Here is a 12,478-nt window from a genome sequence, read left to right as displayed (position 1 = left end):
AATGACGCCGTTCTCTCTACCAAACAATAAAGTTGTGCGAACCTACATATCTCAAGGTGAATTCGCGATAGAAAAGGGACCAGATGCGGTTATCTCCACGCTGTTGGGATCATGTGTATCTGCCTGTTTGTGGGATGATTTGTCAGAAATTGGCGGCATGAATCATGTGCTTTTTTGTGATGACACTCAGAATGCCGAAGAGGTTTTTGGGCATGGTGTGAATGGGATGGAACTACTGATAAACGGTATGATTCATATGGGCGCGCGCAGAAATAACATGAAGGCAAAAGTTTTTGGAGGCGCTCAAATGATTGCAGGGCTTTCAGATGCCGGCGTAAGGAATGGTGAATTTGTCATAAATTTTCTCAAGAAAGAGAATATCCCGTATGTGGGGGGGGACCTGGGGGGAAACAAAGCGCGTCGTCTTGATTTTTGGCCAGGAACCGGCTGTGTCCGTCAAAAAATGGTCGCAAGGGATCTCCCGCTGATCAAACATGGTATGGTAAAACGCAACGACGTTGAATTGTTCTGAAATTCATGATGAGCGGTATTTCTGATCCCTAACTTGACCAACTCTATCTGAATGGTGTGGGTTGATTTGTGAACTTTGCGACCCGATCTGATGGGGTGCCAGCCCGCGCCGCTAAGAATGGGGTTGGACTATCCGACGCGTCACATGCGTTAATCGCCGCCTCGAAAGAAATGTGTTTCGTTTGTCTCAGGATCAAACTGATGGTTGCAGGCTGAACTGGCCCCCATTTCGACCGAACACCTTGGCTTGGCCTGGGAGGCTTAAGGATAGCCTTAAGCGCACGCTTATGTCTGGAGAGTGCAGTCATCACCGACAGTGGCCGTCGTCGTCGATGGTCCGCGGCTGACAGGTTGCGGATTGTTGAAGAGACCACGTTTGCGAGGGAGAGCATCTCTGCTGTTGCGAGTCGCAATGGCGTGGCCCCCAATACTTTTGTATCGTTGGCGCAAGCTTACACACGATACATCTTGGACACGCTACAACTTTACCTGAAAAGTTGGGTCCGTTTCACGGTTAATCAATGAGGCGAACGGTTTATAACCAGGTTATCTCGCCATCCGATGGCTCAAAAGCGGCGTTTTTCTCTACGAATAGCCTTGCCTTCAAACTTTCAAGTTGAACAGTTTGCATCAACGTTTCCCTATCCATTGAATCGAATGCGGAGTTAGCGCTCAAAACGCGCATTATATTTCCAAGATCAACCAGGGTTTGCTGCAGTCGATCAATGTCTTGTAATATCTGGAGCTCGACAGAAAGATCGGGGTGTTGGGCTTTTTCCAACAGTGACGAGATGGCCCACTGAATTTCTTTGCTTAATGCAGCCAGCGTACAGAGCTCTGTAGATGCGGCAGACAAAGTCTCTCGTATTACAAGCTTGTTCGGGTGATGAGGTGGTGTGTCTATTCCCATAGCTTAAACCTTCACAGCCTGCCAACAATGGCTTCAATTGCGATGCGAAGCTGATCTGGCTGGAAAGGCTTTTTTACGAAGTTGTTCATACCGAGTTTTTTACCATACTCAATTATTTCCCGATCTGCCTTGCCAGTAATCAACAAGAAACCCACCCCCCTTGTCTGAGGTGTCGAGCGAAGTGCATGAAGCAATTGCAAACCGTTCATCCCTGGCATGTTCATGTCTGAGATTACCAGATGGACCGGCCATGTAGAAATTTTCTGCAAAGCATCTTGGCCGTCGCTTGCAGTCTCAATCTGTCTCACACCAAATGCTTCCAGAGCTTGGGTAATGATACCGCGACTTGTGGACATGTCATCCACAACAATTATTCGCAGTTGATCTCTAAGTGCCATTTAATTCTGCCTTTTCGAAGGATACATTTCGTTTTGCAAACGATATGCTGTGGTGCCAAATGTGCTGAATTTGTTTTGGTAGCTGTCCGAAATCCGTTCGGAGTGCCCAAGAAATAGCCACCCGCCCGGCCGAAGGGCGTTGGCGAATTTTTCCCACAGGATATCCTGAGTTTTCTGGTCGAAATAGATAACGACGTTTCGACAAAATATGACGTCAAACTTTCCTTTCATGGGCCAGCGTTCCAGCAGGTTTAGTCGGCGATAAGAAATCAGGTCCAAAATTGTACTTTTACTTTTCCAGACCAAATCGTGATTCATGTTTTGACTGACCTGGGAAAAGTATTTTTCGGCAAGATAATGAGGCACCCCTTCCATCATTCTCTCCGAATATTCTGATGCTTGGGCAAAGCGGATGACGCGGGGGTCAATATCAGTTGCCAAGATTTTCAGATCTTGTGCCCAGCTGGCCAATCCACTTTCTCGAAGTGTGATTGCCAAAGAAAGAGGCTCCTGTCCGTTCGAACAGCCCGCTGACCAAAACCGAATAGGTTTTTGCGAGCAGTCTGATTGCGTGAGGGAAGGGATCACCTCACGAGAAAGGATATCAAAGTGATGTTGTTCGCGGAAAAAGTGCGACACGTTGGTGGTGAGCGCTGAGATCAGTTCCGATCTTTCGTGCGTTCCTCCAGGGCTTAAAAAGTAGTCGCAGTAATCACAAAAGCTATTGAAGTTGAGATCCCTGAGGCGTCGGGCCAATCTTGTACGGACCATGGCCGTCTTGCTTGAGGAAATTGACAACCCGGCAGTTTCGTACGCAAATTTGACGATGCGTTGAAAGGAATGCTCGTCCAGTGCCGGCCCCGAGATATTCTGTGTGCTATGATGATGCTCAACAGTCACGCGGCTTCCTCGTTGGTTTCTGGAAGCACCGCGTTGAGATCAAGGATGCGGATCATGCGATCTTCCACAATTGTAAGCGCGGAAACAAAGTTGCGCTTCTGGTCTGCACGCATCTCAGGGGGGGGCTGCATGTCCTGTTCGGAAATTGCGAGGATGTCTGATACAGCATCGACCACCAAGCCAACGGTGCGTTCACCGATTGCTACGACAATGATAACATTACGCTCTGTGTCTTTGTCTTCATGCATGCCAAGCCGCTTTGCCAAATCCACAATTGGCAGCACCGTCCCTCGAAGATTGATTACCCCTTTCACATAGCTTGGTGCATGGGGTAGGGAAGTTGCCTGTGCGCCGCCGCGAATTTCGCGAACACTCATGATATCGACTGAATAGTCTTGTCCGCCCACCAGAAATGACAGGAGTTCAATTTCATCGCCATCGCTATGGGTGTCGAGGTTTTTTGTAGCTTCAGTCATGGGGTCATCCTGCGATTGTGGCATGGGGGGAGGCTGGGCGTGTGCGTCCACTGGCTTTGGAAACTAGGTCGACCGGATCGAGGATCAGAGCAATTTTGCCGTCGCCGAGGATCGTCGCGGCCGCAATTCCTGGAACTCGTCCATAGCTGTCTTGCAACCCCTTGATGACTACCTGACGCTGGTCATCAATTGCATCGACCACTAGGGCTGCACGCGAGCCATCCTCTTGGGTGATGAGCAACGCTACGGTGCCCGTATAGCTGTCCAATGGTTCGCGATAACCAAGTTCTGCGCCCAGATCGAGTAGTGGGACGAATGTGTTTCGGATGTTCACCACTTGCGTTTCCGGGCCAAACTCTTTCAGATCAGGACCCGTAAGAGTGAGTGTTTCCAAGATGGAATTTAGAGGGACAACCAGAGTTTCTTTCGCCACGGTGACGATCATGCCGTCCAAAACTGCAAGAGTTAGGGGGAGCGAAATGGAGAAGGTTGTTCCTTTACCTTGTTCGGAGGAAATCGAGATCCTCCCCCCCAGTGCCTGGATGGCGCTGCGAACAACGTCCATTCCCACACCGCGCCCGGAAAGGTTGGAAACCTCGGAGGCCGTCGAAAAGCCTGGCAAAAACAGAAGGTTATCAACTTCGCTTTCCGTTAGCTGCAGATCTGCGGGAACCAAGCCTTTCTCTATCGCGAGTTTATGAACCTTTTCGCGGTTGATGCCGGCCCCGTCATCTGAGACTTCTATGACGACACGGCCAGACCGATGGGTCGCAGACAGTGAAACTTGTCCTTGTGAGGGTTTCCCACGGGCTTCGCGGTCGCTGTTCTCTTCCAGGCCATGATCGACCGCGTTTCGGATCATGTGAGTCAAAGGATCAGCCAGCCGCTCGATGACGGTCTTATCAACCTCTGTATTCTCGCCTTCCGTGTTGAGGCGCACATCCTTGCCAATTGCGGCTGATGCTTCACGGACAATGCGCCCCATGCGTTGAAAGAGAGATTTGACGGGCTGTGCCCTAATCATCATCACACTTTCCTGAATGTCGCGGGTCAATTGCAGGAACTCTTCAAGACCAGTACGCACGGTTGAATTTGGCGGCAGTCCAGCTTCTTCGACACTTTGTGTCAACATAGCCTGATTGATCACAATTTCTCCAACCAGATTGACCAGCCGGTCAATGCGTTCGAGATCGACCCGCACCGTTGCCCGCGGAGTTGTGCTGCCTGACGCGGGTTTTGTGGTGTCCTTCGGAAGGGTAGCCGGGGAGGGGCGCTCAGGTTCGGCTATTGGAGGAGAAACCGGTGAAGTCTGGTCGCCGTCTGAGGCGGACTTTTGCTCCTCTGGGGGCTCCTGGGGCATTGTGAAACTTTCGGATGTTGAAAGTGCTGCGGGCAGTGGAGGGAGGTCTGGAAAGGGGGGGACGCCACCAGGGGTCAGGTTTTCTAATGGCGGCAGGTCATCGTAGAGAGACGACAGGGGAGCATCCAAGGTTGAGACTTCCAGGATGCAGATGCCTTCGACGAACTCGAAAACTTCGGTGACGGCTGTTTCGGCCTCTGATGTTTCAAGTTTGATCTTCCAGGTCATGTGCCCTGTTTCAGGATCGAGATCTTCAAGGTTCGGGAGCCCCTCACTCTCACACGACACCTCAATGTCGCCCAGGTCGCGTAGGGCCCGGAGCAGGAAAAGGGGTTCATTTCCAAGAGCGTAAAGCTCGTTTTCTGGTTTGAAAGTTATTTGATAGCCGGGTGTGGGAGACGCTGGGGCAGCTGTTTCAAACGAAGACAGATCCAGGGACAGCGCCATGGGCTGGAAATCAACGTCTTCTTCCTGTTGCGACGCTGTGTCCCCCGCCAGCTTGGAAAGGTTGGCGACTGCGGGTGCGGTTCGACTTTCCTCATGGGGGTCGCCATCGCGCGCTTCACGGACAAGGTCAGCCAAAATATCGCTGCATTGGAAAAAGAGCTTGAGCACTTCCTGGTCGGCGATGAGTTTTCCTGCGCGAACCTCGTCCAACGCTGTTTCGAAATGGTGGGCGAAATCCACGAGGTTGTCCAAGCCAAAGGCGCCGGCGCCGCCTTTGATCGAATGAACTGCACGGAAAACGACATTGACCGTCTCGCTGTCTGACTGCCCGTCATCCATTTCCTGCAAACCATCCTGCAGACCTTCCAAGAGTTCTTCACATTCGATGAAAAAGGAAGCCTTGATTTCAGCCATAGGATCCGACATGTGCCTTACCCCGCTACCATTTTGAGAGCTTTGACAAGCTTGTCAGGATCAAAGGGTTTGACGATCCAGCCGGTGGCTCCGGCGGCGCGTGCGCGTGATTTCATGTCTTCTGCGCTTTCGGTGGTCAGTACAAGAATGGGGATTGCCTTGAACCTGTCCTGCGCACGCACGGCATCAATGAAGCCAAATCCGTCAAGGCGGGGCATATTGATATCGGTGATGATCGCATCGGGCGGGGCAATATCCTCAAGCACCTCAAGCCCATGCATTCCATCTTCCGCAAGATGGGCGTCTATCCCCTGGCTTTTCAGGGTCAGCCTGACCATATCCCGCATTGTGCGACTGTCATCCACTGCCAGAACCTGCATGTTACACGGCCTCCCATTGGCAAATCGTCTTTGAAGAAAAGCCCAGCAGGGTCATCTGGTCTTCGCACTCGTTTGATGCGTTGATCAGATCCAGAGATTTTCCGTCAGCAGCCCATGTTTTGGCTGCGGCACGAATGATCTGCAGGCCAAGCGCGCCCAGATGGGTAACCCCAGCTGCGTCCAAGGTCAGGTCCTGTCCGCGCAGCTCTAATATGGCGTCCTTTAGCGGGGCTGCGGCGCGCAAGTCGAGCTTTGGGTCGAGGAGAAGTGTCGTGTCGCTCATGTCGGCGCCCCCGCAGCATGGGTGCAAATCTGTGTCACAATTCGCCCTTTCCTGTTCCAGTTGAAACAGGTGTAAAACAGCGGGGGTTAAAAATTGGCTTACGACAACAGCAATTTCCCGCGAAGCGCGGTCCCCGGCCGTATCGCGGTCAGGTCCCATTCGCCTATTGCGCAACGTGGCCATGTCCTGCGCAGGGGGATCAGGGCCGGGACGGTGGAGCAGGAAATGTATTCGTGCTGGTTGTAAAACTTGCGCGCAATACATTGACAAGGCGAGTGAGACGCGCGAGTTTTTGATCACTGGTCGGCACTGGCGGGCCAAGTTTCATCCGGGGCCAATCTCGGGCAAATTTGCGCCATTTGATGGGCTTGGAGGGGTATATGAGGCAGGTTCTTGTTGCTGGGGCTGTTGCGTCGATCTGTTTGGGGGGCGGGGCCGCCCACGCTGAAGAGGCGTTGATCTTTCCGCCGGGCAGTGGGGCCTTTTCCTGGGACAGTTATCATGCATTGGGCGACCTAGATCTGTCGGGTGACGTTCTGACCATTTCAGGCGGCTGGCTTGGCCCGGATCAGGCGATGCTGGAGAATGTGATTGCCTATTTCGAACAGGCAACCGGGGCGGATGTGCGCTATGCGGGGTCCGACAGCATCGAACAGCAGATCGTGATCGACATTGAAGCGGGAAGCCCCCCCAACATCGCCATGTTGTTTCAGCCGGGTCTGGTTGAGCAGTTTGCCGCGCGGGGAAAGCTGACCCCATTGTCCGAGGACACGGTCACATGGACGCTTGAAAACTATGCGGCCGGTCAAAGCTGGGTGGATCTTGGCACCTTTCAAGGACCGCAGGGAGAACCGGCACTTTACGGGTTTGTCTATAAGGTCGATGTGAAATCCCTGGTCTGGTATGTGCCGGAAAACTTTGAAGAGGCAGGCTATTCCGTACCGGGGTCGATGGAAGAGCTGATCGCCCTCACGGATCAGATTGTGGCGGATGGGGGCACCCCATGGTGTATCGGTCTCGGGTCCGCCGGGGCCACTGGTTGGCCAGCAACCGATTGGGTTGAAGATTTCATGCTGCGCAGTTTTTCACCCGAGGACTATGACGCCTGGGTGCGCAACGATATGCGCTTTGACGATCCGAAAGTGGTAAGTGCGATCGAGGCATTTGGCCGTATCGCGCGCAATGATGCCTATGTTGCCGGGGGCGCGCAGGCGGTGGCCACCACGGACTTTCGCGACAGTCCCCAAGGCTTGTTTGCCGCGCCACCCCAATGCTACCTGCATCGTCAGGCCAGCTTTATCCCGAGTTTTTTCCCTGACAGTGTCGACGTCGGGCTGGACGCTGATTTCTTTTACTTCCCGGCTTTTGCGGACAAAGATCTGGGCAAGCCAGTGCTTGGGTCCGGTTCTTTATGGGTGATCACGAAAGACAGCCCCGCGGCGCAGGCCTTTATGGAGTTTCTGAAAACGCCAATCGCGCATGAGGTCTGGATGGCGCAGAAAAGCTTTCTGACCCCGCATAAAGGCGTGAATACAGGAGTTTACACCGATCCCACCCTGGCCAAGATGAACGATATTTTGCTTCATGCGGATACGTTTCGCTTTGACGGTTCTGACCTGATGCCCGCCGCGATCGGGGCGGGGGCGTTCTGGACCGGCATGATCGATTATGCCAGCGGGAAGGAGGCCGCATTTGTGGCGCGCGACATTCAGAAGACCTGGGATTCACTCAAGTAATCCGCCCGTCCCCCTGGGGCGTCCCGGGCAGCTCCGGCATGTGGAAAGGAAGATATGGCGCAGATCTTTGCCGCAACTGGTCTGATCATGATCGGCCTGTCTGTCTGTGCAGGGTATTTCCTCCTGTCGAACTTTGTTCTGGACAGCTGTCTGCCCGGCAGGGGTAAAAACGCGCGCCGCAACTTGCGCTGGGTCGGTCTGATCCGGCCTTGGTTATTTCTGCTGCCCGCGCTGGTGTTGCTGTTGATCTACCTTGTCTACCCCGTATTCCAGACATTGCGCCTGTCCGTGATGGATGTAGGCGGCAATTGGGTGGGGTTTGACAATTATGTCTGGCTTGCGCGGGACGACAAGTTTCGTGAAAGCCTCGGCAACAACATTCTGTGGCTGATGGTTGTCCCCGCAGTTTCGACCGCGCTTGGCCTTGTGTTGGCAGGGGTGACAAACCGGATCCGTTGGGGAGGTGTCGTTCAGAGCCTGATTTTCATGCCCATGGTGATCAGCTTCGTCAGCGCGGCGGTGATCTGGAAATTTGTTTATGCCTATCGAGGGGCAGGGCAGGGCGACCAGATCGGCCTGTTGAATGCCATCGTCACGGGCGCCGGTGGCACGCCGCAGGCCTGGATTGCCACGCCCATCTGGAACACATTTTTTCTGATGGCCATTCTGATCTGGATCCAGACCGGATTTGCGATGGTGGTCCTGTCTGCCGCGCTGAAAACGCTTCCCTCGGATACGCAGGAGGCCGCCCGTCTTGACGGTGCAGGGACGTTTCGGATCTTTGTGCAGATCCAGCTGCCACAGATCCGGGGAATGATTGCAGTGGTCTGGACCACCATCACGGTGACGGTGTTGAAGGTCTTCGATATTGTCTTTGCAATGACCAATGGGCAATGGGGCACACAGGTTCTGGCCAATCTCATGTATGACTGGATGTTTCGGGCGGCCGATCCGGGGCGGGCGTCTGCGGTTGCCGTGGTGATCATGCTTCTGGTGACACCTGTGATGGTCTGGATGATCCGATCCACGGGCCGCGCGTCGCGCTGATGAGAGGTGTGTCGCATCATACTCCCCTGCGTTGGGTCGCAAATTCTGTCGCGGTTCTGCTGGTCCTTTTGTGGATCATGCCGACACTCGGGCTGCTGGTCAGCTCATTTCGGGATCGGGATGCGGTATCAGCAAGCGGGTGGTGGACGGCGCTGCAGCCTTCTGAGCAGGTCCTGAAATTGCGCGCGCCTGCGCCAGAAGGGGCGATCCGACAGGGGGAGGATTGGGTGCTGACGGGTAATCTCCTCGATGGAAAGCAGGGCAGGGTGCTGCGGTTCGGCCTGACCGCTGCGGCCCCGTCGGCCATGCGCGCCGGGCAGGTGGCTTTCCATCGCTCCGGGTATCAGGTCCGGGTTGAGGAGAGCGGTGATTTTGTCATCACCTACCCGGAACGGCCGGAGGGATTGAAGCCGCAGCGGATCTTTGTCGTGGTCGTAACCCCGCCGCAATTCACGGCACAAAACTATCTCAAGGTGCTGCGCGCCGAAGGCATGGGGCAAAGTTTTGTCAATACGCTCACCGTCACGCTGCCATCCACCATTTTGCCCGTGCTGATTGCCGCATTTGCCGCCTATGCGCTGACCTGGATGGACGTGCCCGGTCGGCCATTGCTCCTGGCCAGCATTGTTGGGCTGCTTGTCGTGCCGCTTCAGGTCGCGTTCATCCCGCTCCTGTCTCTTTACAATCAATCGGGTCTTGGAAAATCCTATCCGGGGATCTGGCTGGCCCATACCGGGTTTGGCCTGCCCTTCGCCATCTTTCTGCTGCGCGCCGCGATGGCACGGCTGCCGGCCGAGCTGATCGAAGCCGCGCGCCTTGATGGGGCGGGGGAATTGCGGATTTTTCACACGATAGTCCTGCCGCTGATATTCCCCGCGCTGGCAGGCCTGTCGATCTTTCAATTCCTCTGGGTCTGGAACGATCTGTTGGTGGCCCGCGTGTTTTTGGGTGTGGGAGAGGAGCATCTTGTGATGACGGGCCGGATCGTGGAGATGATGGGGACACATGGCGGCGAATGGGAATTGCTGGCCGCCTCCGCTTTCGTCTCGATGATCGTGCCGCTTTTGGTCTTTTTCGTCTTGCAACGTTGTTTCATTCACGGCCTTCTGAGCGGGGCGGCGGCAAGAGAATGACCAACATGCAGGGCAGGGAACATGAACAGATCGGGCTGAAAATTTCGGGCCTTTCAAAATCCTTCGGATCCGTCAGCGTGCTGCGCAATCTGGATCTTGAGCTGCGCCGGGGGGAACTGCTTGTGGTGGTCGGCCCGTCGGGCTGCGGTAAGTCCACGCTTTTGCGCCTCATTGCCGGTCTGGAAAAACCCACCCATGGTGACATTCGCATAGCAGGCAAGGATGTGGGCTCCGTTGCGCCCAACGCCCGCAGCGTGGCCATGGTGTTTCAGAACTATGCGCTTTATCCGCATATGAGCGTGTTTGACAACATGGCCTATGCGCTCAAAATCGCCAGGCACCCAAAGCCCGAAATCAAGGCCAAGGTCTACGGGGTCGCCGAGCGGCTGCGCCTGTCGCCATATCTGGATCGCTTGCCCAGAACATTGTCCGGCGGTCAACAGCAGCGGGTTGCAATTGGCCGTGCAATGGTGCGCGATCCAAAACTTTACCTGTTTGACGAACCACTTTCCAATCTCGATGCATCGCTTCGGGTCTCCATGCGGAGTGAGATTGCCCGGCTCAAGGCCGAGATGCCCGAGAGCACGATGATTTATGTCACCCATGACCAGATCGAAGCCATGACACTGGCGGACCGGGTGGCGGTGCTCTCGGATCAGGGGATTGTTCAGATCGGGACACCGATGGAGCTTTATGACCAGCCGCAAACCGAGTTTGTGGCGCGGTTCATCGGAAGTCCCGAGATGAACATGCTGCCCGCGCAGATCAGCCGGACAGGGGCAGACACCGAGGTCACACTTGCCGGGGGCGGGGTGGTGCGCGCGCCTATGCCCTCCAGCCCGGATCTGGAAGGCGCCTTCGTGACACTTGGCGTGCGTCCTGAACATATCGCCCTGTCTCCCGAACCCGACCTTCTGAGCGCCTCGGTGGAGCGGGTCGAAGCTCTTGGGGATGTCAGCCATGTCCATCTCGCCATAGAAAACGCCGATACGCCCAAGATCGTCGCCAAACTGCCCGGTGATCACACAGGGCTGCGCTCTCGGCGGGTGTCGCTTTCAATCCAGCCGCAAAAGCTGCATCTCTTTCACAATGGCCGCGCGCTGCCTGTGCCTTCTCATTTTCTGGACAGAAATATCCCGGGGTGAGCACGCAGTGCGAGGGGCAGAGCCCCTGTCGCGCCCGCGCCGCCGCTAAACCGGCTAAAATTTCCATCCTTCCCCCAACCCTTCCCCGGATCACAACTTGCCCAACGCCCCGCTGATTGCTATTGCGGGGAACGGAATTGAAACAGAGGATGAACCCATGCGGGCAGAAGCTCAGAAAAACGTAGATGCCATCGAGAAATCTCTGGCCCTCCTGCGCGAGCGGATCGGCTGGGAAACAGCAGAGCACCGGCTGGAAGAGTTCAATGCGATGACCGAAGATCCCGACCTGTGGAACGATCCGGAGCGGGCGCAGAAACTGATGCGGGACCGTCAGACGCTTCTGGATGCGGTGAACGGCTATAAAGCCATGGCGCAGGACATGCAGGACAATATTGACCTGATTGAACTGGGCGAAATGGAAGAGGATGACGAGGTTGTCTCAGAGGCAGAAGCCGGTCTGAGGGCGCTGGTCGAAAAGGCTGCCGCGGCTGAGCTTGAGGCGCTTCTGGACGGTGAAGCTGACGGTAACGATACGTTTCTTGAAATCAATGCCGGCGCAGGCGGCACGGAAAGCTGCGACTGGGCATCGATGCTGGCACGTATGTATGTCCGCTGGGCCGAAGCGCATGGTTACAAGGTCGAATTGCAGTCGGAAAGTGCGGGGGATGAAGCCGGGATCAAGTCCGCCGCCTACAAGATTTCCGGCCACAATGCCTATGGCTGGCTGAAATCGGAAAGCGGTGTGCACCGCCTGGTTCGGATTTCGCCCTACGATTCAGCCGCGAAGCGTCATACGTCCTTCAGTTCGGTCTGGGTCTATCCCGTGGTGGATGACAATATCGAGATCGAGGTCAATCCTTCTGACATTCGCATCGACACCTACCGGTCATCCGGTGCGGGTGGTCAGCACGTGAACACCACGGATTCGGCGGTGCGGATCACCCACATCCCGACGGGGATCGTGACCACCAGCTCGGAAAAATCCCAGCACCAGAACCGGGACATCGCCATGAAGGCGCTGAAATCGCGCCTTTATCAGATGGAACTGGACCGGCGGAACGCTGCCATCAACGAAGCGCATGAAAACAAAGGGGACGCGGGATGGGGCAATCAGATCCGTTCCTATGTCCTGCAGCCCTATCAGATGGTCAAAGACCTGCGCACCGGCCACGAGACCTCGGACACGAAAGGGGTTCTGGATGGGGATCTGGATGCCTTCATGGCTGCTGTTCTAGCCCAGGACGTTGCGGGCAAATCTCGTGCCGAAGCGAACGCCACCGACTGATCTGGTTGGCGGATCTGTGCAAAGGGGGCCCTC

At 55.3% G+C, this 12,478-nt stretch carries 13 protein-coding genes and 1 pseudogene; 7 read left to right on the top strand and 7 right to left on the bottom strand.

The genetic code is table 11. The features are described 5' to 3' along the window. Window position 1: 1 nt before the first annotated feature. Both K3J57_RS07720 and K3J57_RS07715 read left to right on the top strand, forming a co-directional pair. Entirely contained in the window at window positions 2-532 is a 531-nt protein-coding gene (locus tag K3J57_RS07720) for a chemotaxis protein CheD (protein WP_259783356.1), read from the top strand. Between the two features lie 290 nt (window positions 533-822). Then, a pseudogene (locus tag K3J57_RS07715) lies at window positions 823-985 on the top strand (transposase); the annotation flags it as partial. 81 nt (window positions 986-1,066) lie between these two features. On the opposite strand, the gene K3J57_RS07710 reads toward K3J57_RS07715, so the two are convergent. From K3J57_RS07710 to K3J57_RS07680, 7 genes are read right to left on the bottom strand one after another with little or no spacing between them, the layout of a single operon-like run. After that, the gene (locus K3J57_RS07710) at window positions 1,067-1,441 is read right to left on the bottom strand and encodes a DUF8776 family protein (RefSeq protein WP_259790441.1); all 375 of its coding nucleotides are present in this window, start codon (window positions 1,439-1,441) and stop codon (window positions 1,067-1,069) included. 11 nt (window positions 1,442-1,452) lie between these two features. Further along, the gene (locus tag K3J57_RS07705; RefSeq protein ID WP_173486949.1) at window positions 1,453-1,839 is read right to left on the bottom strand and encodes a response regulator; all 387 of its coding nucleotides are present in this window, start codon (window positions 1,837-1,839) and stop codon (window positions 1,453-1,455) included. Further along, window positions 1,840-2,739, bottom strand: coding sequence for a CheR family methyltransferase (locus K3J57_RS07700; RefSeq protein WP_259790439.1), 900 nt, complete (start codon window positions 2,737-2,739; stop codon window positions 1,840-1,842). It lies immediately after the preceding gene. Beyond that, window positions 2,736-3,215: a chemotaxis protein CheW gene (locus K3J57_RS07695; RefSeq protein WP_259790436.1), complete on the bottom strand. Its 480-nt coding sequence runs from the start codon at window positions 3,213-3,215 to the stop codon at window positions 2,736-2,738. Before K3J57_RS07695 ends, K3J57_RS07700 begins: the two co-directional genes overlap by 4 nt. Window positions 3,216-3,219: 4 nt before the next feature. After that, window positions 3,220-5,448: a chemotaxis protein CheA gene (locus K3J57_RS07690; RefSeq protein WP_259795326.1), complete on the bottom strand. Its 2,229-nt coding sequence runs from the start codon at window positions 5,446-5,448 to the stop codon at window positions 3,220-3,222. A 5-nt stretch (window positions 5,449-5,453) separates the two neighbouring features. Next, a complete protein-coding gene (locus tag K3J57_RS07685) occupies window positions 5,454-5,816 on the bottom strand; it encodes a response regulator (RefSeq protein WP_173486952.1) in 363 nt (120 codons plus the stop codon). Window position 5,817: 1 nt separating this feature from the next. Next, window positions 5,818-6,099, bottom strand: a complete 282-nt coding sequence (locus K3J57_RS07680) for an STAS domain-containing protein (RefSeq protein ID WP_259775294.1) — start codon at window positions 6,097-6,099, stop codon at window positions 5,818-5,820. Between the two features lie 380 nt (window positions 6,100-6,479). On the opposite strand from K3J57_RS07680, the gene K3J57_RS07675 reads away from it, so the two are divergent. From K3J57_RS07675 to prfB, 5 genes are all read left to right on the top strand, one after another. After that, on the top strand, window positions 6,480-7,835 hold the full coding sequence (locus K3J57_RS07675) for an ABC transporter substrate-binding protein (RefSeq protein ID WP_259795324.1): 1,356 nt from the start codon (window positions 6,480-6,482) through the stop codon (window positions 7,833-7,835). Between the two features lie 54 nt (window positions 7,836-7,889). Then, a complete protein-coding gene (locus tag K3J57_RS07670) occupies window positions 7,890-8,882 on the top strand; it encodes a carbohydrate ABC transporter permease (RefSeq protein ID WP_259795322.1) in 993 nt (330 codons plus the stop codon). After that, window positions 8,882-10,015: an ABC transporter permease subunit gene (locus K3J57_RS07665; protein ID WP_259795320.1), complete on the top strand. Its 1,134-nt coding sequence runs from the start codon at window positions 8,882-8,884 to the stop codon at window positions 10,013-10,015. The genes K3J57_RS07670 and K3J57_RS07665 overlap by 1 nt, the downstream gene beginning before the upstream one ends. Further along, a complete protein-coding gene (locus tag K3J57_RS07660; RefSeq protein WP_259795318.1) occupies window positions 10,012-11,160 on the top strand; it encodes an ABC transporter ATP-binding protein in 1,149 nt (382 codons plus the stop codon). Before K3J57_RS07665 ends, K3J57_RS07660 begins: the two co-directional genes overlap by 4 nt. A gap of 157 nt (window positions 11,161-11,317) precedes the next feature. Then, window positions 11,318-12,445 (top strand): peptide chain release factor 2, encoded by a 1,128-nt coding sequence (gene prfB, locus K3J57_RS07655; protein ID WP_259775289.1) that lies wholly within the window; start codon window positions 11,318-11,320, stop codon window positions 12,443-12,445. Window positions 12,446-12,478 lie beyond the last annotated feature (33 nt).

Source organism: Aliiroseovarius crassostreae (genome assembly GCF_025137635.1).
In the GTDB taxonomy this organism is placed as follows: Bacteria; Pseudomonadota; Alphaproteobacteria; order Rhodobacterales; family Rhodobacteraceae; genus Aliiroseovarius; species Aliiroseovarius crassostreae.
The sequence above is the reverse complement of the archived record's forward strand: the minus strand, read 5'-3'. Positions and strand labels throughout refer to the sequence as shown.

What these genes read in the sequence shown, in the direction of transcription:
- K3J57_RS07720 (WP_259783356.1), top strand. Translation starts at nt 2, where the DNA reads ATGACGCCGTTCTCTCTACCAAACAATAAAGTTGTGCGAACCTACATA.
- K3J57_RS07665 (WP_259795320.1), top strand. Translation starts at nt 8,882, where the DNA reads ATGAGAGGTGTGTCGCATCATACTCCCCTGCGTTGGGTCGCAAATTCT.
- K3J57_RS07680 (WP_259775294.1), bottom strand. Translation starts at nt 6,099, where the DNA reads ATGAGCGACACGACACTTCTCCTCGACCCAAAGCTCGACTTGCGCGCC.
- K3J57_RS07670 (WP_259795322.1), top strand. Translation starts at nt 7,890, where the DNA reads ATGGCGCAGATCTTTGCCGCAACTGGTCTGATCATGATCGGCCTGTCT.
- K3J57_RS07690 (WP_259795326.1), bottom strand. Translation starts at nt 5,448, where the DNA reads ATGTCGGATCCTATGGCTGAAATCAAGGCTTCCTTTTTCATCGAATGT.
- K3J57_RS07710 (WP_259790441.1), bottom strand. Translation starts at nt 1,441, where the DNA reads ATGGGAATAGACACACCACCTCATCACCCGAACAAGCTTGTAATACGA.
- K3J57_RS07660 (WP_259795318.1), top strand. Translation starts at nt 10,012, where the DNA reads ATGACCAACATGCAGGGCAGGGAACATGAACAGATCGGGCTGAAAATT.
- prfB (WP_259775289.1), top strand. Translation starts at nt 11,318, where the DNA reads ATGCGGGCAGAAGCTCAGAAAAACGTAGATGCCATCGAGAAATCTCTG.
- K3J57_RS07685 (WP_173486952.1), bottom strand. Translation starts at nt 5,816, where the DNA reads ATGCAGGTTCTGGCAGTGGATGACAGTCGCACAATGCGGGATATGGTC.
- K3J57_RS07675 (WP_259795324.1), top strand. Translation starts at nt 6,480, where the DNA reads ATGAGGCAGGTTCTTGTTGCTGGGGCTGTTGCGTCGATCTGTTTGGGG.
- K3J57_RS07705 (WP_173486949.1), bottom strand. Translation starts at nt 1,839, where the DNA reads ATGGCACTTAGAGATCAACTGCGAATAATTGTTGTGGATGACATGTCC.
- K3J57_RS07695 (WP_259790436.1), bottom strand. Translation starts at nt 3,215, where the DNA reads ATGACTGAAGCTACAAAAAACCTCGACACCCATAGCGATGGCGATGAA.